The sequence below is a fragment of the Cohnella sp. genome (assembly GCF_041640265.1).
Lineage (GTDB): Bacteria > Bacillota > Bacilli > Paenibacillales > Paenibacillaceae > Cohnella.
This window is the reverse complement of the sequence record NZ_JBEQAP010000066.1, coordinates 1-26280: the sequence shown is the minus strand read 5'-3', so window position 1 is coordinate 26280 and position 26280 is coordinate 1. Positions and strand designations below refer to the sequence as shown.

The 26280-nt window shown below is 49.7% G+C and carries 21 protein-coding genes; 4 read left to right on the top strand and 17 right to left on the bottom strand.

Features of this window, described 5'->3' with window-relative positions:
- Window positions 1-251 precede the first annotated feature (251 nt).
- Window positions 252-1457 (bottom strand): enoyl-ACP reductase FabV, encoded by a 1206-nt coding sequence (gene fabV, locus ACESLK_RS27295; protein ID WP_373232970.1) that lies wholly within the window; start codon window positions 1455-1457, stop codon window positions 252-254.
- Window positions 1458-1712: 255 nt separating this feature from the next.
- Between fabV and ACESLK_RS27290 the strand changes: the two genes are divergently transcribed.
- Window positions 1713-2138, top strand: coding sequence for a DUF6157 family protein (locus tag ACESLK_RS27290; RefSeq protein ID WP_373232969.1), 426 nt, complete (start codon window positions 1713-1715; stop codon window positions 2136-2138).
- Between the two features lie 67 nt (window positions 2139-2205).
- On the opposite strand, the gene ACESLK_RS27285 is transcribed toward ACESLK_RS27290, so the two are convergent.
- The 10 genes from ACESLK_RS27285 to ACESLK_RS27240 form a co-directional block, all read right to left on the bottom strand.
- Window positions 2206-3867, bottom strand: coding sequence for a GDSL-type esterase/lipase family protein (locus tag ACESLK_RS27285; RefSeq protein ID WP_373232968.1), 1662 nt, complete (start codon window positions 3865-3867; stop codon window positions 2206-2208).
- Window positions 3860-5473 carry a glycoside hydrolase family 43 protein gene (locus ACESLK_RS27280; RefSeq protein ID WP_373232967.1) on the bottom strand — a complete coding sequence of 538 codons (1614 nt, stop codon included), beginning with the start codon at window positions 5471-5473 and terminating at the stop codon, window positions 3860-3862. Before ACESLK_RS27280 ends, ACESLK_RS27285 begins: the two co-directional genes overlap by 8 nt.
- Window positions 5470-7071, bottom strand: a complete 1602-nt coding sequence (locus ACESLK_RS27275) for a glycoside hydrolase family 43 protein (RefSeq protein WP_373232966.1) — start codon at window positions 7069-7071, stop codon at window positions 5470-5472. Before ACESLK_RS27275 ends, ACESLK_RS27280 begins: the two co-directional genes overlap by 4 nt.
- 2 nt (window positions 7072-7073) lie before the next feature.
- Window positions 7074-8537 carry a glycoside hydrolase family 28 protein gene (locus ACESLK_RS27270; protein WP_373232965.1) on the bottom strand — a complete coding sequence of 488 codons (1464 nt, stop codon included), beginning with the start codon at window positions 8535-8537 and terminating at the stop codon, window positions 7074-7076.
- Window positions 8534-9643, bottom strand: coding sequence for a glycoside hydrolase family 88/105 protein (locus ACESLK_RS27265; RefSeq protein WP_373232964.1), 1110 nt, complete (start codon window positions 9641-9643; stop codon window positions 8534-8536). Before ACESLK_RS27265 ends, ACESLK_RS27270 begins: the two co-directional genes overlap by 4 nt.
- Before the next feature lie 29 nt (window positions 9644-9672).
- Window positions 9673-10779 carry a prenyltransferase/squalene oxidase repeat-containing protein gene (locus tag ACESLK_RS27260; RefSeq protein ID WP_373232963.1) on the bottom strand — a complete coding sequence of 369 codons (1107 nt, stop codon included), beginning with the start codon at window positions 10777-10779 and terminating at the stop codon, window positions 9673-9675.
- Window positions 10780-10782: 3 nt separating this feature from the next.
- Complete coding sequence (locus ACESLK_RS27255) at window positions 10783-11661, bottom strand: carbohydrate ABC transporter permease (protein WP_373232962.1); 879 nt, start codon at window positions 11659-11661, stop codon at window positions 10783-10785.
- A 19-nt stretch (window positions 11662-11680) separates the two neighbouring features.
- Entirely contained in the window at window positions 11681-12607 is a 927-nt protein-coding gene (locus tag ACESLK_RS27250) for an ABC transporter permease (RefSeq protein WP_373232971.1), read from the bottom strand.
- Window positions 12608-12711: 104 nt separating this feature from the next.
- Entirely contained in the window at window positions 12712-14268 is a 1557-nt protein-coding gene (locus tag ACESLK_RS27245; RefSeq protein WP_373232961.1) for an extracellular solute-binding protein, read from the bottom strand.
- Between the two features lie 401 nt (window positions 14269-14669).
- Window positions 14670-16166 (bottom strand): extracellular solute-binding protein, encoded by a 1497-nt coding sequence (locus ACESLK_RS27240; RefSeq protein ID WP_373232960.1) that lies wholly within the window; start codon window positions 16164-16166, stop codon window positions 14670-14672.
- A 92-nt stretch (window positions 16167-16258) separates the two neighbouring features.
- Between ACESLK_RS27240 and ACESLK_RS27235 the strand changes: the two genes are divergently transcribed.
- A complete protein-coding gene (locus tag ACESLK_RS27235; RefSeq protein WP_373232959.1) occupies window positions 16259-18568 on the top strand; it encodes a helix-turn-helix domain-containing protein in 2310 nt (769 codons plus the stop codon).
- 15 nt (window positions 18569-18583) lie between these two features.
- Here ACESLK_RS27235 and ACESLK_RS27230 read toward each other — a convergent pair whose 3' ends face one another.
- The 5 genes from ACESLK_RS27230 to ACESLK_RS27210 form a co-directional block, all read right to left on the bottom strand.
- Window positions 18584-19618 (bottom strand): dienelactone hydrolase family protein, encoded by a 1035-nt coding sequence (locus tag ACESLK_RS27230; RefSeq protein ID WP_373232958.1) that lies wholly within the window; start codon window positions 19616-19618, stop codon window positions 18584-18586.
- A gap of 201 nt (window positions 19619-19819) precedes the next feature.
- Window positions 19820-20356 carry a general stress protein gene (locus tag ACESLK_RS27225; RefSeq protein WP_373232957.1) on the bottom strand — a complete coding sequence of 179 codons (537 nt, stop codon included), beginning with the start codon at window positions 20354-20356 and terminating at the stop codon, window positions 19820-19822.
- Window positions 20357-20530: 174 nt separating this feature from the next.
- Complete coding sequence (locus tag ACESLK_RS27220; RefSeq protein ID WP_373232956.1) at window positions 20531-21196, bottom strand: hypothetical protein; 666 nt, start codon at window positions 21194-21196, stop codon at window positions 20531-20533.
- A 19-nt stretch (window positions 21197-21215) separates the two neighbouring features.
- Entirely contained in the window at window positions 21216-22001 is a 786-nt protein-coding gene (locus ACESLK_RS27215; protein ID WP_373232955.1) for a hypothetical protein, read from the bottom strand.
- A gap of 213 nt (window positions 22002-22214) precedes the next feature.
- Entirely contained in the window at window positions 22215-22841 is a 627-nt protein-coding gene (locus ACESLK_RS27210; RefSeq protein ID WP_373232954.1) for an FMN-dependent NADH-azoreductase, read from the bottom strand.
- Window positions 22842-22995: 154 nt separating this feature from the next.
- Here ACESLK_RS27210 and ACESLK_RS27205 point away from each other — a divergent pair, with 154 nt between their 5' ends.
- A complete protein-coding gene (locus ACESLK_RS27205; protein ID WP_373232953.1) occupies window positions 22996-23358 on the top strand; it encodes a winged helix-turn-helix transcriptional regulator in 363 nt (120 codons plus the stop codon).
- 96 nt (window positions 23359-23454) lie between these two features.
- On the opposite strand, the gene ACESLK_RS27200 is transcribed toward ACESLK_RS27205, so the two are convergent.
- Entirely contained in the window at window positions 23455-23886 is a 432-nt protein-coding gene (locus ACESLK_RS27200; protein WP_373232952.1) for a universal stress protein, read from the bottom strand.
- A gap of 275 nt (window positions 23887-24161) precedes the next feature.
- Here ACESLK_RS27200 and ACESLK_RS27195 point away from each other — a divergent pair, with 275 nt between their 5' ends.
- A complete protein-coding gene (locus tag ACESLK_RS27195; protein WP_483862627.1) occupies window positions 24162-26036 on the top strand; it encodes an ABC-F family ATP-binding cassette domain-containing protein in 1875 nt (624 codons plus the stop codon).
- Window positions 26037-26280: the final 244 nt, after the last annotated feature.

Here is a 26280-nt window from a genome sequence, read left to right as displayed (position 1 = left end):
AATAAATTCCTAGAACTTTACTCATCCCGCGCATTCGCTTGGGCTTTGCCCTCCAGTGTAACATTTACAACCTAACGATCCATCGTCCCGATGGATAAACCTACTACACAAACTTCTTGACGCTACCCCTTATTCGGACTTTATCAGCCAATTAGAGGTATGTACGCATCTAAATCTTCCATAACGATAAAAGTCGAGAAATTAAAAGCACTTTTACATCAAAGTTACTTTTCCTCTAAAGCATTAGAGAATTAGTCCTCAATGCTGCGAATTACATTAGGAACACTTACATTCGGATCTATATCCTCTTCGTAATCCACGCCGTCTGTTTCGAAGCCGAACAGTTGGAAGAACTCTTTCCTATAGCCTTCAAGATCAGATAATTGTTCGATATTATCCGTGGTTAGCTCCGCCCATAGCTTCGCGACTTCCTCCTGAACGTCCGCTCGCATTTCCCAATCGTCGATTCGGATACGGCCTTCCCCATCAACGGGTACTTCTTCCGGACCATATAGCCGGTCGGCGAACAAGCGATAGGTCTGCTCGATACAGCCCTCATGAATTCCTTTTGCCTTCATGACCTTGTACAATGCGGAAATATATAAGGGAACAACCGGGATGGCTGAGCTGGATTGCGTAACAAGCGCTTTGCTAACCGTTACGAACGCCCGTCCACCGTTTGCGCTCAGCTGTTCATTTAATTTTTGGGCAGCAGCCTCGAGATGATCCTTCGCCCGTCCGATCGTTCCTTCGCGATAGATGGCCTGCGTTATTTGTGAACCGATATAGGAATAAGCGACAGTGGTTGCACCATCGGCTAAGACTCCGGCCTTCTGCAGCTCATCGATCCACATTTGCCAATCCTCGCCGCCCATGACCTCGACCGTCTCGTTAATCTCATTTTCCGTTGCCGGGTCGATCGAGATCATGTTAACTTCTCCCGTGTGGAAGTTGACGGTTTTGTTCGTATACGTTTTCTCGATAGGCTTAAGGACGGAATTAGAGACTGCTCCGGTCTTGGGATGGGTTCGCCGAGCAGAAGCAACACTGTATACGACCAAATCAACTTGACCCAGCTCGCTGCGGATCAGCTCAATCGCTCTCTCTTTCGTATCATCGGAGAATGCATCTCCGGTAACGCTGTAGGATTTAAGGCCAGCCTCTTGAGCAGCGATCTCGAATGCTGCGGAGTTGTACCAGCCCGCCGATGCTGTACGGCCAGAGGAACGCTCTCCCTGCCGATAGATGCCGACAGTGTTGGCGCCTGCGCCGAAGGCGGCTACAATCCGAGAAGCGAGTCCGTATCCTGCTGATGCGCCGATAACGAGCACATTACGAGGTCCCTGAATAGCTGGGCGTTCTTGCACATATTTAACTTGCTGCTCTACCTGAAGAGCGCAACCCTTCGGGTGGGCAGTCGTGCAGATAAATCCGCGTGTTCTAGGCTTGATAATCATTTGTGTAAAGTCCCTTCTTGATCGAATGCTATTTTATTAGAAGTCCATTTGCAGACACTATCTCTTATTTTAATGAATTTCTCGCCAAAACGGAAACCGTTGCGGAAAATAACTATAAAACAGAAGTACTCGGTCAGGGAAATCCTGTCCGAGTACTGTACAAAAAAATGTGAACGGGCCCATCTTCACTGACCATTATTGTCAGTCTCTTCGGATATAATTGGAATATCGTATTTCTCACAGGAGGGTTGTGTGATGGAGTGGAATTACTACAATACGTTCATCAAGGTATCAGCGGATTGCCCGGCTGAAAGCGGTCTGGTGCCTCCAGACAAGAAGAGCGGAAGGACGAAGCCTGGCATCGAGTTCGAGCTGGTCGCAAACCGCCCTTACGGCTATACCCAAGAAGAGCTTCTCTATGAGACCCATATCAGGCACAAAGAAATTGCGGAGGAGGAATTGCGCGCACGCGGCACGCAGATTAGAGATGAGTTCTTTCAGAGGCCAATGCCATGCCTCAGAGCTTCCATGCTTCCGAAGAAATACGGATGGGGCATACATTTCAATGGGGAAGGAAAATTGGCGCTCGTCCCGGTGGAGTCCCCCGACTACAAGCGTTTCGCAGAGGGGGACAATGGGAGCGTAAAGGTTCTGGCTGCTATGAGGAATAGTAAAGGTTAACCATTATGGCGATCTAACCGCGTATCCCACCTGAAACGATCGATCATTCGCTTGCGAAGAAACTAACTTAGGGGAAAATGTCGGATAATAGAAGACCAAACTCCTTGATTTCGCGAACGAAAAGCCTGGCTATTTCCCGTGCGCCGGCTTCAGAGAAATGTGTATCATCCTGAACGCCGTCGGGGTAGTTTGGATGAGCTCCTGGCTCAAGCCATAGGTACAGCTCCTTCGAGCGCTCCGGTCCGAGCTCTTCCATAAGGCGCTTGCTGCTGGCAGCCAGATCGACGAGCGGCACCCCGGTTTCGCCCGCCAATTGCCGCATTGCGACTGAATAATCTCCATGGGTATCGAGATGGATGCCCCTCTCGTCGAAGCTTCGGCGCTGTACCGGTGTAAGCAGCATCGGATATGCATCTTTGCTTCGGGCAGCTTCAATATAGGCGCGAAGGTTCTCCTGATAGGTGCCGAACGGTTCCGTTCTGCGTTCTTCATCGGGCTTCTGATCGTTATGGCCGAACTGAACAAGCAGCACGTCTCCTGGCCGCAGAGCCGATTTAATCAGTCCTAATCGCCCTTCGGCAAGAAAGCTCTTCGAGCTTCGGCCGGAAGCGGCCTTGTTACGGATGATCGCGCGGTCGTTCAACAGCTCGCCGAGCGCCTGCCCCCAGCCCGCCCGGGGGGCGAGGGAAGCATCGTATTCGGACATCGTCGAATCACCCGCAAGAAAGACACGAATAGGCATCGAGCCGCTTTCGCTGCTGTGTCCATCGCCATCGTCCCGCAAGATCCGGCGGCAGCCCTCGAATGACCATGTCTCCCCAGCTTCCACATGAATGTTCGTTTGTTCGAAGCTTACGTCCTCGGCGTGCATGCATTGCACGCCCTGTTTGGCGAACAACGTCATCTGACGAAACTCGATCCGTCGCAGCGGTCGTTCCGGCAAGCCGATGAGCTCAAGCGCGCGTTCGGCGCCGTCACAATAGGTATCTTCTATAATAATATCGCGAAGCGTTACTTGCTCGCATTCCAATAAATGTATGTTCCACGATGGTGAGTTCTGAAATGTTGTTCCTTCCAGCAGCACGTTCGTGCAGTCATACAAGCCCAGCAGTACAGGCCGTAAATACGCCCGATACGGCTCGAATTCGGACAACGTCTCCATGCCCGACTGAATAAGCTCGCGCACAGAACATTCTCCTTGCATCGCACCTTTGTCCGGCCACCATATATCTGTAACGGGATCAACCACACCGCCAGTGGAAAGCAAAGCGTCCCAATTGTTCTTCGTCATCTTCCACTTCTTCACCGGACGCCAACCAGTACCGTTGCCGCCGAAGATACCTTCTCCGGTAATGGCGACGTCAGTAAGCCTCGTGCCGGAAATCGGGGGCTGACAGCGGACAGCCGTCTCACCTTCCCAGTAACTAAACCGAAGGGGGTAATGCGTTCGGTCACGGCTGAAGGAAATGAGCGCACCCTTCTCGGCGTGCAATCGCACACGACTTGCTAGCTCGATAGGCCCGGTCACCCAAAGGCCGGGAGGAAACACAACCCTGCCGCCGCCCGCAGTCGCACAAGCTGTATTGGCGTTCTGTACGGCATCTGTGTTCAGAGTTACTCCGTCGCCCATAGCGCCGAAATCGACGATGGACCATGTGCGATCGGGAAATGCCGGCTCGACGACGACAGCGCTGGTGAGGGTTGCTTCCGCTGACACGACCCTATTCATGGCTGCTCACGCCCATGATGCCGAATGACGTGATGTCGACGAAGCTGCCCATAGCATCCGAACGATCCGCACGCAGTGCGAACAGCCCGACCTTGGCACCAACCCAGCGGCTTTCGCGAGCGGGGAATGGGGGAAGAGGGACTCTCACGAATTCCAAGCCTTCGGTACGACAAGCAAAGGAGCACAACGCATCATTGGCGACGGTGACTCGAAGTGACAGCGAATCCGTCAAGCTCGAGACGGGCGACGACGCTGACATCTGCCAAAGTACCCGCTCCGTCACCGCATCACCTTCAGCTGCAAATAACACGAATCCGCCTTGATCCCGCCGCACGGCTGCATAAGCGTAACTGTAGCCGAACACGATAAGGCCTGCTCGGTCGCCAACCGCTAAGCCGCTGATCTCTAGGTCTGCCGTCGCCTCGAAGGCCAATCCCGGAAACTTCTGCAGCAGCAGCTGGGGCGTGTCGAACAGAGTAGCAGCCTTATCCGGCATTGGATGCGCGAACAACCGCAGTCGCCCCGGCTTGGCGTCTAGCGTTGCCCACGCTTCGTCCGGATTACCCTGCCACTGCCACTGAAGGCCAAGCTTCCCGCCTTCGAAGGTGTCCGAAGCCGCCGGCGTTTCCACCGCATAGATCGCTCCGACGTTCGGCTTCTTATGCCGAACAACCGGCTCGCCGATGCCGTCAACGTTCGAGTCAATGCCCATCATCGGCCAATCGTCCTCCCATCGCACCGGCTGCAAATGCACAATGCGACCGTAAGCCCCTTTGTCTTGGAAATGGATAAACCACGATTCCCCGCCATCCAGCTCCACCCAACCTCCTTGATGCGGCCCGTTCACAGAAGAATCGCCTTGATGAAGCACAACCTTCTCCTCATATGGCCCGTATAACGACCTCGAGCGCAGAACGAGCTGCCAGCCTGTAGCCACTCCGCCAGCCGGCGCGAATATATAATAGCAGCCTCCCCGTTTATAAAGCTTCGGACCTTCCGTCGTCGGATGCCGCTGCGTCCCGTCAAACACGATTATTCCCTCATCGAGGAGCGCGGCACCGTCCTGCGCCATCTTGCACATACGAAGCAAATGTTTAATTCCAGCACGGCTGTTGGCAAAGGCGTGCACCAAATACGCTTGTCCGTCATCGTCCCAGAACGGACAGGGATCGATGAGCCCTTTACCTTCCTTCACGAGATGCAGTGGAGACCATTCCCCAGCTGGATCCACTGCCGTCGTCATAAAAATACCCACGTCCGGATCGCCGTAGAAAATCCAGAACTTGCCGTCATGGAATCGAATCGCCGGAGCCCAGACGCCGTTACCGTGCTGCGGTTGATCGTAGCCAGCCAATTCCATTCGAGGGATCGCGTGGTTGATCAGCCTCCAGTTGACCAAATCATAGGAATGTAAAATCGGCAGGCCCGGAATGTGCCCGAAGCTGGACGCGGTCATATAGAAGTCGTTGCCAACCCGAATAATGTCCGGATCGGAATAATCCGCATGCAGCACGGGATTGATGAACGTTCCGTCTCCTTGATCAGAAACCCAGGGCTCCTTCTGATAAGAGCCGCGTGAACCATTCGGCGGCTGTAAGCTGCTCATAGCTCTTCCCCCTTATATTCGAACCATTCGAACAAAGCGGCGTTATCGCTTGGATGTCTGTCACTCGTCGCATATAACCCGATATAAGCACCGACAAACCCGCCGGCCACGTCCGTGCTGAGAATCGTTCCGTCCGCGTCGCCGCCCAGATCGATCCAAGCCTCCGAACGAAGTGCATAGGCGAACCGATATTGCTGACCGACCGCTTCCACTTTGAAATACACCCGATCCGCATCGACGGGGTGTTCCGCCAGCATCCGCTCCACGCCGCCTCTTCTTTCGATGAGTCTCACAGTGCGCCGGCCTTCAACCCACTCGTACATACACCTGAATTGATAGTCGTTGTTTTGCAGCAGCACAAGTCCCGCAGCTTCACCTTCCCCGACAGGAACGAACGACATCGCCGTACGGACGCTGAAATTCATATGCTGCTGCCGACGGCCGACAAAGCTCGGGTTTTCAAATCTCGTGATCGTCTCCGGTTTAAGCCGCAGACTCAGTCCACCCTCCGGCCGTGCCTGCAAGCTCCAGAAGTCTCCCCTCGGCGTCCGCAGAAAGTTCCATCGGTAATCAAGCGTTTCTCCATCAAAATGATCACATGTCGGCAGCGTCGACCATCGGCGCCCGGGTAACGACGGGCGCGGCAGCGCAAGCTCCACGATTCCTTTCCCAGGGTTCACAATCGGCCAACCGTCCTCCCAAGAGATCGGCACGAGGAACGTCTCCCGACCCAAATTGCGGTAATAGCCGCCGTACGGACGCGAGCCGAGACATACCATCCACCATTCCCCATCCTGCGTCTCCACAAGATCCGCATGTCCGACATTGACGATATCGGCCTGCCGTCCAAGTTGGCGATGCGTCAATATGGGATTCGACTTGCATCCTTCATACGGACCCGTTAGTCGTTCGCTTCTAGCGATCGAAACGGAATGCGTATGGCCAGTGCCGCCCTCGGCGATCAACAAGTAATAATACCCATTCACTTTGTAAATGTGGGGGCCTTCCTGGGCGTGTACGAATTTCAACGCTCCATCCCACAGGCTGTAGGACTCACCGATGAGTGTTCCATTCGTCACGTCAACCTCTTGCAGCCAAATTTCCATATGCCTCGGATATTGCTGGCCAGACGGAGGCCGCCGATTCGCCATAAAATAAGCTCTGCCGTCATCGTCGAAGAAGAGCGACGAATCGATGCCAGGCGCACCTTCCAGCCATACGGGATCGGACCACGACCCCGCGGGGTTATCCGTAGTCACATAGAAATTCCGCCTAGCCCCTGTCGCGCTCTCTACGAATGTTGTAATCATGTAGAACAGCCCGGCGTGATATCGAATCGTAGCCGCATATATCCCCTTAGAGCAGGGTGTGCCATCCAGATCGAGCTGGGAGGGTCGATCTAGCACATGTCCGAGCTGCCGCCAATGGATGAGATCCCTGCTGTGAAACAACGGCACACCGGGAAAATATTCAAAGCTAGACGTAACCATATAGTAATCTTCACCTACGCGGCAGATGGAAGGATCCGGGTAGCAGCCAGGCAGGATCGGATTGCGGAATGTGGTTCCAGCCAACTCCGTACTCTTTACGCTCGTCATAATCAGACTCTCCCTTCAACGCTTGATTCGTTCGAGACTAATACATCCGTATTCGGATGCTTAACTCTCATCGATAAACCGTCGACAACGGCGCCTTCCACATTATCCAAGCGAACAGCCGGACCTTGGCGAGTCTCGATACGTACATGGTAGAGCTCCAAGCTCCGCACATGCTTGAACAGCATGCCATCGCCGGCCATCACGAGCTTTTCCTTCACCATATCCGGCTCACCGCCCAGTTCCTCAACATCCGACGTCATCTCGATCGTAACGTTCCGAATGGTCACGTCCTCGATCGGCTGCTCCGGCAAGCCGTAGACGAATGCTGCAGCGGCCCGCGCGTTGCGTACCGTAATATCGCTAATCGTCAGCCTGCGTACGACCGGCGTGCATTCCGTCACCGGGATTGGCTCCGGTGTCGTCATCAATGGATCGGTCGAACTAACTCCATATCGATAAAACGAGTTAACCGCGATCGGGCATAGCACATCCTCCATATAGATGTGGCTGATCATAACGTCTTCAATGACGCCGCCGCGCGCTCGGTTCGTCTTCACTCGGAAGCCGCGGTCGGTCCCGAGGAAAATACAATTGGACACGACGATACGCCGAATATCGCCCGACATTTCACTGCCCAGCACGATGCCGCCGTGACCGCGGCGCATGATGCAATTCGTGACGACCACGTTCTCGGTCGGACGGCCGACGCGCCGACCATCTTCATTAATGCCGGATTTCAAGCACAGGCAATCATCTCCGACATCGAACTGGCAGTCCGAGATGCTCACGTTCGTGCATGAGTCTACATCTAAGCCGTCGCCATTCGGTGTATCGGACGGATTGCGGAATGTCACACGGGATACCTTCACTTCATCGCAATACACGAGATGAGTATTCCAGAAAGGCGAATTTTGCAGCGTTACCCCCTCGAGAGTTACTCCCTTGCAATCCATTAGCTGCAGCAAGGGCGGGCGTAAAAGCTGTGTCTCCCACTCAGCGAATGTACTGTCTATAGAGGAATAGAGGGATTCATTTAACTGCATTAGCTGCTCACGGTAAGGTGATTTCGGCGTAGACGATTCCTTCTGTTTCAATTGTCCGTAGGCATCCCACCAAGCCTGACCTTGTCCATCGATTACACCCTCGCCTTTGATACTAATTCGCTCCAGATTGCGACCGTATAGGAGGGGGTGGTACCCATAGCATTCGTATCCGGACCATCTCGTGAACGTGGGAGGATATAGCTCGAAACGGTTTGAAAACCGGAGCACCGCCCCGGTTTCCAAATATAACGTCATCCCGCTGACAAGCTCGATCGGCCCGGTCGCGTACGTGCCTGCTGGTACATAGACCGTTCCGCCGCAGCTGGCCGCACACGATTCAATTGCAGAACGGATGGCTATCGTGTTATCCGTCTGCCCATCGCCGACCGCGCCGAACGAGGTTATCTCGAATCGGCTGCTCATTTCTTCACCGATTCCATCGCTACGCAGGCAAGAATGAACGCGCCAACACCATGGAGATCGTTCTCGCTCACCGGACGCGCCACATAATGCTGGTAATCGCCTGCAGACGTACCAATACAGATGTCTGGCACGACCAGACGCCCTTCTGCATCTGTATGCAAGCGATCGATTAGCCCTTGATAACCTTTCAGTGCCGCTTCCAGACGATCTTCTCCGACGCAACCATGCTTGACCGCTCCGACAATCGCATGTACGAATAGCGAAGTGCAGGAAGTCTCGAGCCAGTTGTCTGGCTGATCCCCTTTATCCACGACCTGATACCACAAGCCGCTCTTCTCATCCTGGAATCGGATGAGGCTGTCAACAAATCGTCCCAATGCCGCCTTCAATTCACTTCGACCCGGGTAATCAACTGGAAGTACCTCAAGGAATTCGGCCAACGCCAAGCCGTACCAGCCAAGCGATCGACCCCAGAATTCAGGAGAATTCCCGGTGTCCGGGTTCGACCAAGGGAACTTGCGGCTTTCATCCCAGGCATGATACAGCAAGCCCGTCGTTTCATCGGACATATGCTTGCGCATCAGCTTTTCCCACTCGATAACCATTGGAGTAAGCTCTTCATCTCCATAATTATCCGCATATTGAAGCGCGAACACGCCGCCCATATACAGTCCATCGAGCCACATCTGATAAGGATAGTTGTCTTTGTGCCAGAACGCGCCTTCAGACGTCTTATTCAATGTCTTGAACAAGCCTCTCAGCTTGTCGGCAGCCAGGCGATACCGCGGTTCGCCGAACTGTTTGCCAAGCGTAAGCAGAAGCAAACCTGGCATTATGGAATCCAGCTCATCGCGAGCGAATCTGAAGTTGCCGTCCTCGTCAACTAATTGGTCGACGTAACCCTTCGGATATTGCAAGTATTGATCGTCTCCTGTAAGACGCCAAACCTCGAGCATGCCTTGAAGGAAGATACCTTGGTGGTAATGCCAGCGGCGTGCTGGGGGCAGCTCCTCAGGCATAAATTGTGCCATCAGCGAATCGCAGGCGGATTTTGCGTAATTTAACGGGGAATGCTTGGCTGCAACTAAGGTTCCATTAGAATTCATATCGGTTCAAGCTCCTATCAGGGAATAAATTATATTTGGGAAAACGATAACAATGATTGCGGCACCGGAAGATGCTGAACCGGTAGACCAGAGAGCTCACGCAGCGTATAACGGATAAGCACCGCTTGCGTGCTTGCATTCATATCGCTCTCGACGAGCCCGAGCCCTAAGGGCACAGGTATTGGCATGTCCGGATACGTCTCGCCTTTTTTCACCTGCGCTATATTTGGTGCCGGAGGGGAGCGGTCGATTTCTCTCGAGAAGGCACCGTCCTCCCGTTTCAGCTTTGCCATGTTCGCAATCGTGATCTCGGCAATTTCCGTCATCTCGTCCAGCGGAATGGATATCTTCATAGAAGACAGCAGGCTGATGGGGTTGCGGATGTAACACATATCGGTTGCATGCTCCTTCCGGAGCACGTCTAAGATAGAATCATAGATGTGATCCACCCGTTGCATCGGAATGCCAAAGCGGTTATAGAGCAGATGCAGCTTAAACGTTCCAGAGATCTGCACGTAACGCGATCCATTGCCCCATAAGCCTGTTGAAGGATGCTGCAGGTCAGCAAGATAGGCAAACAGCTCAGCTAAGTATGGCGCCCGTTCCCCCATGGAGAGCGCCAACACATATGTCGCGCAATGAGACAGCTTATCGCAGCCCCTCCAGCTGTTCGTTAAGCTGATAGAGCGGAGCCATGCTTCAAGCGTCTGCGGTGATTCCATATAAGCTGGGGTCGCAGCGCTCTGCTTTGGGAACGGGTAGAGGGGGGAGGCTCCGAATTTCCCCAGCGCTCCTATGCTGTACCCGGTCGCTCGTCCGACCATCACATCGTCAAGGCGCATGTTCGGGTCAGTGTCATAGAACAAGCCTGTCATAGGATCCTGCTTGGATTGAAAGTAACGAATCGTCTTTTCTCGAACAGATGCATTCAGACGATCTAGCAACCGGCAGCGCTCTAATATGTTCAGCGCTTGTCCAGTTGACTCAATATCAGGCGTGAATTGTCCAGAACGCTTCGAGCTCTGCGCATAATAAAAGCCCCCTGAAGCCGTGTCGTATTGCCCCTCCAGCCATTCGAAAAATTCATTGAACAATGAATCTCCATCCTGTTGAATGTCCATCAGTTGTTTATTCATGAGTTACCCTTTAATCGAGCCGAGCAGGGCGCCTTTCGCAAAATGCTTCTGCAGAAACGGATACACAAGCAGGATCGGAAGTGTCGCAACTACGATAACGGCCATCTTCACCGTCTGCTCCGGCGGACGGACCATATCCTCCATGCCCGATGTGTCGGCTGTAAGGCCGCTCGCCAGAATAACAATTTGCCGCAGAATAACCTGCACCGGCCACTTGGCCGAATCGTTTAAGTACAAGATAGCTGTCATATACGTGTTCCAATAAGTAACTGCATAGAATAACGAAATGGTCGCAATTGCTGGCATTGAGAGCGGAATTACGATACGGAACAGAATTCCCCAGTCTGTGCAACCGTCGATTTTTGCAGATTCCTCCAGCCCTTCCGGAAGGTTTTGGAAGAAGTTCCGCATAATAATTAGATTAAAAGCATTGATAGCCGTAGGCACGATCAGCGCCGAGAGTGAATCGATCAGGCCCATCTCTTTCACAACCAAGAACGTAGGAATCATGCCGCCGCTGAACAGCATCGTGAACACGACCATGAACATAATACCGCTGCGGCCATCTAAATCTCTTCGAGATAAGCCATAAGCCATTAGTGCGGTTAAGAACATACTGAACAAGGTACCCAGGGCCGTCACACTAATTGATACACCCAGCGCTTTAAAAATCGTATTCGTTGAAAAAATGTAGTGGTAGGCATCTAATGACCACACAGTCGGTATAATGACGAACTGCTTCTGTGCGAGCTCTGTTACCGTTGTGAACGAGCCGGCAATGACATGAATAAATGGAAGGAAAGTAATTAATCCAATCAGAGACAGTAGTAGGTAGTTGGTAATGTCGAATATGCGGCTTCCCAACGTTTTATCTTGTACCATGGTGACTCCACCTTTCTTCTTAGTAAATGCCTTCCTCGCCAGCCTTTTTCGCCAGCTTGTTAACACTCATGACAAGGATTAAGCCAACAACTGATTTGAAGAAGCCAACAGCTGTACTATAACTGAATTGTCCTTGACGCAAGCCTGCCGTATAAACATACGTATCGAATATCTCCGCTACCTCGCGATTCATCGAGTTCAAGAGGAGATAAATATGTTCGAAGCCAAGTTCCAGTACGTCCCCGATTTTCAAAATCAACAGCACGACGATTACACTTCGAATACAAGGCAAGGTGATGTGCCATATTTGACGGAATCGGTTCGCGCCATCCATTCGAGCTGCTTCATACAGGCCAGGATCGATAGCAGCCATCGCTGCCAAATAAATGATCGTTCCCCATCCGGCTTCTCTCCAGATAATTTGCAAGATATACATCGGACGAAACCATTCATTGCTCATTAAGAAGTTAATTTTTTCAAAGCCCATCATGACCAGCAGTTCATTAATTATTCCGCGATCCATTGACAGCATGACGAACGAAATAGATACGATGATAACCCAAGACATAAAGTGAGGAATGTACACCAATGTTTGTATGAAACGTTTGAATCTTCCCCGACCAACCTCGTTCAACATAAGCGCTAAGAGGACAGGTACTGGAAAATAAAACAGCATGTTCATCAAAAACAATAAAAGTGTGTTCCGAAGAATTGTGAAAAACATCGGTTCGTTAAACAGACGCTCGAAATGCTTGAAGCCGACCCAAGTGCTGTTCCTAATGCCTAAGTACGGCTGGTAATCTTGAAGGGCGATGGCGAGTCCACCCATAGGAATATACTTAAAGATGATAAAGAAGAGAAATCCGGGCAGAATCATCAGATACAATGCTCTGTTTTTAATGAGTCTCCTTTTCAATTCAGAGTTGTTGTTAGTTTTGGTGACCATTCGGACAGCTGTATCACGCATGACTTCTTCTCCCTTTCTCTATGAAAAAATAGGAGGCTGTCATGTGCTGCAACAGCCTCCGGCACTTCAACGTCATCGCTTAGTTATTGTGCTGCGGTATAAGAAGCATTAAATTCTTCAATGATTTTGGTTCCGCCTTGCTTCAGCCACGCGTCAACCGCAGCTTGGAAGCCAGCTTCATCGATGTTGCCAAGCATAAATTTATAAGTTGCATCCTTGATCATCTCTTGCAGACGAGCTCCGTCTTGTGTGTATGTTGCGGAATCGAGCGGTGCGGACGGGTCATGAATAAGGAAATCATTATTTTGAAGGATTAGCTCTTCAGCTTTCGCCTTAGCCGGCAATATGTCGATCGCTTCATAGAAGCCCTCAATCGTACTTTTTCCGCCGATCTGAATCGATTGATAAGGCTTTGTTTCACGGTCAGTCAATTTTGTATCCGTGGTAGGAAGCACTTTGCCATCTTGCATCGTGTAATGTTCTCCTTCGACTCCCCAATAGATCAAGTTAGCGGTCTCAGCGCTCATCAATTTGTCATAGAAGGACAAAATGTTCTTCAGCTCTTCTTCACTTTTCACAGCAGATTTCGGGAAGAGTACGACAGAGCCGTAACCAGGGATCGCCCAAATTCCGAAGTTGCCGTCCGGACCCGTAATTTTGTTGTGTACATCTAGGAGCGCATTCGGGTTTACTTCGGTAATTTTGGTGTCTAGACTCTTAACGTCAGGCATGGAGCCGATGTAAGCTCCTGCTTTACCCGTAATCAACAGGTTTTGCTGATCATTCTTGCTCGTAACCGGGAAGTCTTTGTTAATCAATCCTTCCTGGTGCAGCTTCTTCACATATTTCATAGTCTCGATATAAGCAGGGAACATGAATTCAGGCACCAGCTTGCCATCCTGCATTCCCCAGCCATTTGGTGTGCCATACCAGGAGCTGATCGTCTTAAATGCACCGTATACGAGATCGCTGCGGTCTGTTAGACCTATCGTATCGTTTTTACCGTTACCATCCGGATCCTTCTCCGTAAACGCCTTCAGCATCGTATACAATTCGTCTACGGTTGTCGGCTCCTTAAGACCCAGCTTCTCCGCCCAGTCTTTCCGATAGACTATGCCTTGACGAGACAATGGACGCTCTTGATATAACGAATAAATTTTACCGTCCACCGACGTATTTTTCAGTACATCCGGGTTCAAGTTTTTCAGGTTCGGATATTGGTCGAGAAGAGGGCCGATTTCCCAGAACTGTTCGTTACGAATCGCATCACGCATCATAATGAGCGATGTTTGGTTTTTGATGTATACAGCCTGCGGCAATGTGCCCGTTGCGAACGACGCATTCATCTTCTCATCATAAGTGCCGTCAGGAACCCATTGAAACTCAAGCTCCGTGTTAGTTGCTGCTTCAAGTAATTTCTCGATTTTATCCGATGGAACCTCAGGCGTATGAAGGTTTGCCATGATAGTTAGTTTGAAAGGTTCTGCCTTTACTTCCGCTGGTGTTTCGCTTGCCGCCCCGCTGCTAGTGGTTGTCGGACTCGGAGAGTTCGTCGCGCCGCTCTCATTGCTTCCGCAGCCTGTCAGTACTGCAACCGCTGTCATGATTGCCAATAGGGTGCTGGCATTTTTCTTTGCCATGTTTTTTGACCTCCATTTGATATACTCATGTTTTTTGTTGCGACCTCAGCATAGAACGGAGCTCATGATTACGTATATAATCCTGGGATATGCGGTTGCAGTGCCTAGAGAATCAAGCTTTTTTCGGAGGCAGCAACAAGCTTTACACTGCCAGCTGATCTAATGATTATGTGGGTTACAACGGATTTCTCGAACGAAAAAAACCGATGGAGAAGTTCACTCAATCGGTTCCCGGTACGGCGTCTGAATCTACCCGTAAATCTGTATGATTTTTCGAATAGAATAGTCGCGATAAGTGTTAAAGATGAGATTCTATACGATTTTTCATATCATATAGAATCGCACGAATCGAGTGATGTACGAACGAAGTAAAAGGACCGTCAGGTTTCTGACAGTCCTTTTTACTGGGCCTTATTAAACTCTTCGATGATCTGTTTGCCGCCTTCTGTCAGCCATCGGTCGACTACCGACTGAAAGCCTGCTTCATCAATCGTTCCAAGAATGTAATGATAGGTTGCGTCTTGAATAAAGTCCTGAAGACGGATGCTTCGTTCATTAAATGTGTTTGATTCAAGCGAAGACGTAGGATCGTGCACGAGAATCGAATCGTTATCACGTGTCAGATCATCGGATTTTTCTTTTGCCGGCATTTGAAAATCCGACTCCAAGTAACCAGGAATTGTACTCGGTCCACCGATTTCAATCCCTTGGTACGGCTTGACGTCCCTAAAGGTCAGATCGAGATTACTGGAAGGAACCGCTTTGCCGTTCTCGATCGTATAATGCACATCCTCAACGCCCCAACGGAGCAAATTTACCATTTCAGGATCCATGAGCTTATCGAAAAATGTGAGTACGTCTCTTAATTCATCCTCTGACTGCACCGATGTCTTCGGGAACAAGACTATCGTTCCGAAACCGGTGGACGCCCATATCCGTTCGCCCTTCGGGCCGGCGATACGGTTTTGGACGTCGAATACCGCATTCGGGTTTACAGCTTCAGCCTTCAGCTGCAGACTGTGGACGTCTCCCATAGAACCAATATAGACACCCGCTTTTCCTGTAATGAGCAGCTCTTGTTGATCCGCCTTCGCCGTCACCGGAAAATCTTGATTGATCAGACCCTCCTGATGAAGCTTCTTAAAGAAATTCATCGTATCCATGTATTCTGGGAACATAAACTCAGGCAGCAGCTTGCCATCTTGCTCGCCCCAACCGTTGGGTGTGCCAAAGTACGCAGCAACGGTTTTGAAGGCGCCATATACGAGATCGCTCCGATCGGTTAGACCGATTGTATCTTGTTTTCCATTTCCATCAGGATCGTTGTAGGTGAATTGGTATAGCATATTATATAACTCTTCAATCGTTGTTGGCGCCTCTAGGTTAAGGCGTTCAGCCCAACTTTTCTGATAGATGATACCTTGGCGAGAGAGAGGACGTTCTTGGTACAGCCCGTATATTTTGCCATCGACCGACGTGTTTTTCAGTACTTCGGTCTGCAGCCTCTTTAGATTCGGGTATTCAGGAAGCAGCGGGCCGATCTCCCAGAACAGTCCGTTGCGAATCGGATCCCTTAGCATATTCAAAGTATCCGCATTTTTCAGATAGACTGCTTCCGGGAGCGCGCCAGTCGCCATCGATGCATTGAATTTCTCTTCATAGCTTCCATCCGGAGTCCATTTGATATCCAGCTTTGAGCCCGTATATTCCTCTACTAAATATTGAACCGTCTTCGAAGGCACCACTGGCGTATGCAAATTTGCCATGATGGTAATCTTGACCCGATCATCTTTCGTTTCTTGTCCATCCTGTCCGCCGAGCGCTGTACCCCCGCAACCTGACAATAGGAGAAGCACCGCAATGCTCCATAGACCGTACCGGAAAGATGTGCTGTTCATTGCTCGACCTCCGATCGATTTACTGTATAATTAATTATGGCATAACACGTGAAATGACAATAGGACATAACTTCTGAATGGGTGGCGAGAACGTGAGGAAGTCCAGTCTTTATACCAAGATGGTATTGTTCGGTTTAGCTATCAGCATTATCCCGATTTTGACGCTCGGCTTCTTCTCGTATTTAAAATCGTCGGACTCCATCCAATCCCATGTGAACAAAAGCAACATTCAAATGATGAACCAAATGAATGGAAATATGGAGCAAATATTGCGTACGATCGACTATACGCTTAATTACATCATCAATACGAATCAAGTGCAAGATGCGCTGTACCGATCCCTATCCTACAATGATTTCCAGCTTTACAACCAAATGAAGGAAGAGCTTACTCTGCTGCAATCGCCTGATACGATGGTGACCGATGTCATCTTGGCGAATGCGTCCTCCAACTGGGTCATTAACAACCGTGGTTTGTTCACGTTCGAGGAATATTCCTCGCATGCGACATTGATAGAATTGATGGAACTGAAAGGAAGCACGAACTGGGTAACCCTTGATACTGGCGCACTCGGGTCGAGCGATACGTTAAGCTACGGCTGTCCGACTACCATTACGCTCGTGAAGAAAATGCCGCTGTACACCGCCGCAAAGCGAGGCATCGCTTTGGCAACAATTCCAAGCTGCAGTCTTGCTGAGATGTTGCATAACCCATTGCCTGCAAGCGAAGTAGTCGTGCTTGATGAGCGGCTGCGGATCGTCGTTCACCCAGATGCCTCACTAATCGGCAAGCCGTTGACCGAAGCCGGTTATGTTGATGAAGCCAATTCCTCCCGATTCGAGGGGGTGTCAGGACAATTTCAGACCGATATAAACAACAAGCAGATTTCGGTGACGTATGTCCGTTCCGATTTTAACGGCTGGACCTATGCTTCTTTCACAGAAATGTCTGAAATTACGAAGGAAGCGCAGTCAATTGGGTGGTTTACCCTTTATGTATGCTTCATGATCATAGTTATTTGCCTCATGTTCGTGTGGCTGGGAAGCCACAAGGTATACTCGCCGATCCGTGCTATTTTTCAGAAAATCGCAGATCGACTGCCGGAAACCCAAGCAAACAAAAAGAACGAGCTCCAGATGATCGACGAGCATATTCAAGTTCTGTTCGCCTCTAATGCGAAGCTGAGCCATGAACTGCATCAGAACAGCCAGCAAGTCCGTACTTACTTCTTACTTAAGCTTTTCCAAGGTCAGATCAGTCCACCGGAAATTGCCGAAAAGACGGAGCTGTTTGGATATTCGAAGCAAATGAAGGGTTGGAGCCAGCTCGCTGTACTTACCCTCCAGATCGATATTTTGGAGGAGACACGTTACAAACAGAAGGACTTGGACTTACTGCTGTTCGCCGCAGGCAACATTGTTGAAGAGATGGTTCCGTCTGCCGAACGTCTGCCTCCCATCATTGTGGATCAAACGCAGGTGACGCTCATCGGGGGCAAGGACATGTCTGATGACGAGTTCAAGAATTGGATTTATAAATTGACCGAATCAATTCAGCTGCACATGAGAAGCTACCTGGATTTGAACGTCAGTATCGGAATAAGCTTGCCATTCAAAAACTTAAAACAAGCTCCCCGTGCTTACCAAGAAGGGCTTGAAGCATTGAAACACCGAGTAAAGCTAGGGACGGGTGTGATTGTATCCTATTTCAGCTTGAACTCAGGCAAGCATACACAAGTGTATTTCTACCCGGTTCAGGTTGAGAATCAGTTGATCGACGCTATTAAGCTAGCGGATGAGCCGCTTGCCTTAAAGCTATTAAAGCAATGGCTTGAGGAAGTGTTCTTGAAAGACCGCACGCCGCATGAATATCAAATTTCACTCATACGTTTATTGAACGCTCTGATGGTCGTGATGCAGGAAGCTGGCATTCGGCTGGAGCAGATCGACGTAATGGAAGGCTCATTATACGAGGAGCTGCTTCAATTATATGTGCATTCGGAAATTGAAAGCTGGTATAAAACGCGAATGATCTTTCCAATGATTCGAGTGTTCCAGGATCGCCAGCAATCACTATATCAGAATATTTCCGAGCAAATTATCGATATCATCCATAACGAGTTTGAACGCGAAATCACGCTTGAGGAGTGCGCTTCCCGACTTCATTATAATGTTTTCTATTTAAGCAGCGTGTTTAAAAAGGAGACCGATATGTCCTTCAGCGACTATTTGTCGCAATATCGATTAACGATATCGAAGAAGTGGCTCGTCGAAACAAATATGTCGGTCAAGGAAATTGCAGAGCGCCTTTCATATAACAATTCGCAAAACTTTATTCGTTTCTTCAAGAAGCAGGAAGATATGACGCCGGGTCAATATCGTGCTCAGTATGGAAAAGCCTAGAATAAAGACTGCCTGCTATACATTCGATTCCAGCCAGTCTAAGGAATGTCGGCCATTCATCTCGTGTCCTCCTTCGAACAGATCGAAGGCGAATCGTTCCTCACATTCCATCTCTCGATAGATGGCTTTGATTTCGCGAATCGCTTCCCGGACCTGCTCGGCTGGGAATAACGGGTCCTCAAGACCCGATTCAATAAAGAGCGGGCGCGGTGCTATTAGCCCTAGCAAATCCGGCATCTCTGCATGCTGAAGAATTCCAGGGAGGTAATTATCTAGGCAATGTCTTCTTGCCAATATGCTGCCTCGATATGTACTTGCATATCCATAAATAGCAGCCGCGCCGATTCGGTCATCCGTCGCGGCTACGAGCGACGCGATCATGCCGCCGCCGGAAAACCCGATAACGCCGATTCGCTGTGAGTCCGTATCGCCTCGTTGAAGCACGTAATCAACCGCCCGTGAAGCTTCATAAACTCGTAATCCCGCCAAGGTCTTGCCTGCTAGCAGCAATGCAGCCGCCAGAGGAAAGCAGGAGTTCGCCTTGGGATCGTCTCCGCCATTATCCTGGGTCAGTCTCCGATCGCCGAAGCCAACGATCTCGGGCACCACGACCACAAAGCCTCGCTCCGCTAGCTGATGTATGATCGTACCGTGCCCGCTGGGTATGTGATCATCGTTCACGTTGGGTTTGCCGCTGGGCAAGAGACCCACCATCTCGCGGCTTCCCCAGCCGTGGCCATGCAGTGCAACGATGGCCGGCCGCTTGCGGACAGTTGGCTCTTTCGGGGAGACCACATAAGCGGGGACGGTCAAGCCTTCATCGACCGTATATTCTATGCGTTCCCAAACCATTGTGGAAATCTCTACATGTTCTAATTGGCGAGCCTGAAGCGGTCTGCCGGAGTTGTCCGAGAAGCGGCCTAAAGTCTTGGACAACTCACGCAGAAGACTCTGTCTCCTGTCGTTCCAGCATTTGTCCTTACTCAATGCTTCGCGTGATTTCTCCATTCCGTCTATCAACTGCTTGATATACCTGTCCGGGTTCCACATGGCCCTTCCTCCGTTCAGCCATTTGAGCATTGCTCATTACCATTACCCTAAGCTTCCTATATCATTACGTATATAATCCGTAGATAAGAAACTGATTCTGCACAGTTACCTCGTTTCCCGTTGGCCCTATAAGACGTCGAAAGACCCGCAAGAAGTCGCTTGAGCAAGCGGTCTCCTTACGGGTCTACTTCTTCATTTTAATTAATTTCGATAGGCTCCAGTACCTTGCATAATACTGTAGGAGTCGGAAATGAGGGAGTTATTGTTACGGAAAGTATCGTATACAGCGCCTTCACGATCCACTTGGGAATCGACCAATACAAGTATGCGACCATCGTTGACGTAGCTCTCATATTGCTTAGCTTCGATTTCCGGAATACCGAGACCGATCAAACCGCCAACCAGTCCGCCAGCTCCCGCGCCAACCGCAGCTCCTGTTAGAGTAGCTGCAATCGGGCCTGCTGCTAGAATAGGACCGATACCCGGAATAGCGAGCATCCCAATTCCCGCCAGTAATCCAGTCACCCCGCCTAACACTCCGCCTGTTGCTGCTCCGGCTGCTGCCCCTTCGGGTGCCTTTGTTCCGGTTTCATCTGTAACGGCCTTGATGTCATCTTTATTTTTCCCGATTACGGATATTTCATCAGAATGATATCCTTGTGCCTTCAAGCCTTCAATTGCATTAACGGCTTCTTGGTCTGAGTAGAATACTCCTACAATTTTCTTTTGTTTTTCCATATTGACTACCTCCCAAGAGTATGTGCTGAACCTTGCGGTCCGCGTGATGGAGGAGCCTGCTAGGGAGTGTTACTGTTGAATAATTCCCGAATTAGGCAAGCGCCTCTGTAAATCGGTGCTAACTTTTCTTAACCTTCTCGGGGCGATTGTAAACATCAAGGGGTACATCTTGTCTTAAAGGATAGGTGGAATTGCTGCTTCATTCACGGGAGAATCCCAGTCCGCTGAAGTCTCCGTATTGGACATTGATGCGGCTTGTTTGGTTTGCATTATTTTTAAGCCCTGAGATACTTGGAAACATACAATTAGGAATATAGAGTAAGTGATTAACTCTGCAACACCGAGAGCGAACCATAAACCCGTGCTCGGTTCCCCATCAGCATTACTAATAGTTCTATTTAGTCCGCTTAATACGAATAGGGAAAGCATCAAGGGAACAGCTAGTCGACTAATCCAGCGGCCTTGCTTATCAAGCCCGGATGTATATTGACTATAAAACTCGCCGATTCTCATATAGATAGATGGGATGCCGTAGAAGTTGTAGAAAGGCACCATCATGCACACGAGCGACATACCGGGCGAACGAGGGTAATTCACAAAAAGATTATTTAAATCCATATGTACACGATAGATCCATATTAAATAAACAACTATGATTACCAAATAAAGCACGATCGATAACAATAAGAGAAAATTGTTAATGGAATAAACATATTCAAGATAAAAATCGATGTTTGTCGAATAAATTAAAGTACCCACCAAGTCCATCGCAGATAAAGAGAGCAACACCCAAAGCAAGATTTTCAAAACATTGGACAGTAATTCTGATTTAAGATTCACAGGGAGTTATTCTCCTTCTTCAGCCACTTATTTGTCTTAAATAGTCAAGCGCTTCTTCCAATGTGGCCACCGGAATGATCTTGAGCTTCAGGTCAAGCTCCCGGGAAACCTGGGCCGCCTCTTCCTCATTGCTTATGCCCCCGTAGGCAAAGTTTTCCTTGTCCTTAGGAACGAAAAAATAATCTGCACCGAACTTTTCAGCAGTCCGCAGCTTATCCCGAATCGCTCCGACGGAGCCTACGGTTTGGTCTTCCTCCAACGTTCCCGTGCCCGCTATGACATACTTGCCGTTATGAGAGAAGTCATCGCCCTTCGCCTCCTCTACCAACCCAATGCCCAGCATAAGCCCTAATGAATCACCGTAATAATTCCAAGTCTCCTCAATCAGCTCAGCTGATCTCTGATCATATTCCTTGGCCGATACAGGATCATCAACCAGCTCATCTGCCGAAATGACAGCGTTTCGGATTGTATCATTCCGTAATTGTTCTCCTATTTCCATGTCCATGGTCAAGTATTCTTCATAGGAGGCATCCGCTGCTTCGAAGTGAGCGTCTGGAAATGCCCGCGATGTTGTCCAACGTTCAAATAAGTTTCTTGTGAGGCCTTCATTCACATAAGTGAAATTCACGCTCCCCTGAACGCCAATCTCCTGAACGGGAACAATCTCACCCATAGCAGTGAAGTAGCTATACTGCGGTATAAAACAATAAACCCCCATGCCGGCAGGGATAAACAGAAGAAGAAAGGCGATAACAAACTCGGGACGTAATCGAAATTTTTTCTTCGTTGCTGGTTGTGACAATTCTTTAATCCTCGCTCCTTTGTTGGGATATTATGTTTGTTTAATAGCTATTCTTCAACAATCGCCAAATTTCCTCTCTACTGTCGAGTATTCTAATGAAAATCCCCCTTTTAAAAGTCGAAAAGCCCGGCAGAAGTCGCTTGAGATCAGGCGCTCTTCTGTCGGGTCTTTGGGTTTATTACAGTTGATATCAGAGGATTATGAAGCTCCGAATTAAAACCCGGATGCGAGCTTAACCGTATTTGCCAGCCCGGTTTCAACAATTTCACTTGCTCTATCCTGAAATTGGTTATGGCCTTCGATGACAACGGTCTCTGGGTTTTGAATGCCCCAGAAGCCAAGGACGTTTTTAAGATAATTTACCGCCATTTCCAGCGGTGCCATATATTCATTGGAATAGTCGCCGCCGCGTGCGCTTATTAATGCGACCTTCTTGTCTCCTGCCATACCGACCGGGCCTTGTGCAGTATATTGGAATGTCTTTCCGGCTTGCGAGAGATAAGAAATATAGGTGCTTAGGGGAGCCGGAATAGTGAAATTCCATAACGGGAATGCGAAGACGATTTTGTCTGCCGCAAGAAACTGATCCATATAAAGGTTAACAAGTGCCGCTGCTTTCTTTTCTTCCGGTGAGGTTTCTATTCCTTGGTTTAGCTTGTAAATACCTGAAATCGCCGTGTTTCCGTAGTAGGGCAACTCAATGTTATAAAGATCCAACTCCGTGATGCTGTCCCCGGGATGGGTTTCCCGATAAGTGTTCAAAAAGGCTTCATACATTTTGACGCTTACGGATTGTTCAACCGGGCGATCGTTTGCCTTCACGAATAATACGTTTGCCATGTTATTTTCCTCCACTTCAATTTGGGTTTCAAAAAGAGGCTGTTCTGTGCGATAATTGACACAGTATTTATTATGATGGCAGATTCTCTTTTTTTGAAGTACGCACTTACAAGTGGCATAGTATCCTGTATGAAACTAATGGAGGCGAGCGCGAGTGAAGGATAAAGCAGAAGGCTGTAAAACAGAGGAAGCACTCGAGGTTATAATGGGTAAGTGGAAGCTTACTATTTTGTTTTATTTAATCTTTCACGGAACGCAGCGCTTCAGTGAGCTCAGAAATTTAATGCCGGAAGTTACTCAAAAAATGTTGACGAATCAATTACGGGAACTAGAGGAGCAGGATATTATTCGAAGGGTCGTTTATGCCCAAGTCCCGCCGAAGGTGGAGTATTCCATTACGGAGCATGGAAGAACACTGCAGTCAGTGTTGGGAATCATGAACGAATGGGGGGCCGTTCATGCTGAACATATGCAAAGTAAAAAGCCAAACCCACCTCTATCGGCCGTGAAGCGCTGAAAGAAACGACTTGCCAAATTAAACCCGTGAATACAACGAACAGGCGACTGGTAAGCACCTATTCGTTGTATTCACGGGTGAGGCCTAATCACCCTGTTACTTAAAGATCATCACGGGAATATGAGAGTGCTGGATGACGTTATGGCTTACACTTCCGACCATCCATTCCCTCATTGAACTAAGACCTCTGCTTCCCATCATAATAAGATCACAGCTATTGTTCAGCGCATAATCTACAATGGCTTCCGCGGGGGAGCCTGCAAGAATCACGACATTCGCATCGGGAATCACTTCGATCGTGGATTTGATTCTATTAAGCACCTCTTTTCCCTGCTCATTAAGCTGTTCCTGGTAGCTTTCAGGCTGAGAGAAGGCCATCTCTCCCATAATAAAGGGCTGCAGATTGATAACATGTGCAACAGTAAGATGTATTCCTGCTTCGATCTTTGCCAGTTCAACGGCTTTACGAAGCGCTTTACCGGCTGGATTCGATCCATCATAAGGGACTAGAATATGGCTGAATAGCATAGCGTTCCCTCCCTCTCGTTAATAAGATTATTTAACCGTTTCTTTAGCAGGTTAAAACCAAAGGCGTGCAGCTCTGCCTTCATCTGGTTTTCTGGTTTCTGCATAGCATGCCATTTTTGCAGCGGATTCACTCCTTCTGTATTCTCTGAAGGGTAACGAAGCGGTGCCCGAGTATGATATGATACGGGAAGTTGTTCGTATCTTAGTTAAAGTGGGTTGATCCTATTATGCATTTACTTTCAGTTGAACATATAACGAAAAGCTATGGGGAGAAGATGCTGTTCGAAGATGTCACGATTGGCATCGAGACAGGAGATAAGATTGGCATTATTGGCGTAAATGGGACCGGGAAGTCCACACTCCTCAAGGTGATTGCCGGTTTAGAGACCGCTGATTCCGGGAGAGTATCTATCGGAAGGTCAGTCGTCCTCCGAATGCTGGCGCAAGACCCCGTTTTTACGCCCGAAGAGACAGCTCTCGAGCATGTTCTTGGCGGCAACTCCCCGCAATTAAGAGCGGTTCGCGATTTTGCCGAGGTTATGGAAGCCATAGCGCTGAATCCGGAGGATTCCAAGCTACAGCAACGGATGATAACGGTAAATCAACAGATGGACGAGCTGGATGCTTGGCAGCTAGAGAGTGATGCCAAGACGGCGTTATCCAAGCTGGGAATTCATAATTACGAAGATAAAGTGGAGACGTTCTCGGGCGGGCAGAGAAAAAGAGTGGCGATGGCCGCAGCGCTTCTTCAGCCTTCCGATATTCTGATTCTGGATGAGCCGACCAACCATATCGATAACGATTCTGTTGCTTGGTTGGAGGGAATGCTGCAGAAGCGCAAGGGTGCCTTGCTGATGATTACGCATGATCGATATTTTCTAGACCGGGTAAGCAATAGAGTTATTGAGCTCGACCAGGGACGCGCGTATTTCTACGAAGCCAACTATAGCCGGTTCCTTGAGCTTAAGCTGGAGCGGGAGGAAAGCGAAGCGGCCACAGAGGCTAAGCGGAAGAACCTGCTCCGTAATGAGCTCGCTTGGATTCGCCGGGGTGCACAAGCCCGTTCCACGAAGCAGAAAGCTCGGATTGACCGCTTCGAAGAGCTGAAGGAGCAAGGACCGAAATCGACTGCGGGCAAGCTGGATGTGTCTGTTGCCTCCTCAAGGCTAGGCAAGAAAATCATAGAGATTGATAAACTAACGATGAGTTTCGGAGAACGGACACTTATTCGAGATTTCAGTTATATCGCTGTTCCGCAGGATAGGGTTGGAATCGTCGGACGTAACGGGAGCGGGAAGTCGACCTTGCTGAAGCTGATCGCCGGCAAGCTAACTCCAGATGGAGGCAGCGTCGAACTCGGGACTACAGTTAAGCTTGGTTGGTTCAGTCAAGAGCATGAAGAGATGGATGAGTCCCTCCGGGTGATGGAATATATCCGTGAAGGTGCGGACCAGGTCAAGACGGCGGATGGCTCTACGATATCGGCAGGACAGATGCTGGAACGTTTCTTATTCGCCCCCACCATGCAGTGGAGTATGATCTCGAAGCTTTCAGGGGGAGAGAAACGCCGCTTGCAGCTGCTTCGTGTGCTGATGAATGCGCCGAACGTGCTGCTGCTTGATGAGCCTACCAATGATTTAGACATCGCTACATTAACGGTGCTTGAGGATTATTTGGACAATTTCCCCGGCGTTGTACTCACCGTATCTCATGATCGCTATTTCCTTGATCGAACCGTTGACAAAATTCTGTCCTTTGAAGGCGATGGCGTGGTCTCGCATCATGTGGGCAATTATACCGATTATCAGGAGTTCGCGCAGAAGAAGGAAGCGATGCAGCAATCGGCTGCAGCTCCTGCCAAGGTTGCGGCGGCGCCTACAAAGCCGGATATCAAAGAGCGGCCGCTCAAGATGACCTTCAAGGATCAGAAGGACTACGAGCAGATTGACGGTTGGATTGCAGAGACGGAGGATAGCCTTACGGCAATTGCGGGTAAGATGGAAGCGGCGAGCAGCGATTCTGTGCTCTTGCAGGAGCTGGCAGCAGAGCAGCAGCAGCTAGAAGCAAAGCTGGATCAGCTGCTGGAGCGGTGGACGGAGCTTAATGAGCTGGCTGAGCGGATTGCTGCTAACAAGAAGAACGGAAATTAGTTTATCGCAAACGAAAGCAAGAGGTTGCCTTAAGAGATTCACTCAGAGGCAGCCTCTTGCTATTCGATCGATTAGTTTCCGAGCGACTTGAGGAGTACTGCAGTTCGCATTATGCGAACTGCATGGTCGGATGAGTGACCTCGGAGCGTTGCAATTAGCATTATGCGAACTGCATGGTCGGATGAGTGACCTCGGAGCGTTGCAATTAGCATTATGCGAACTGCATGGTCGGATGAGTGACCTC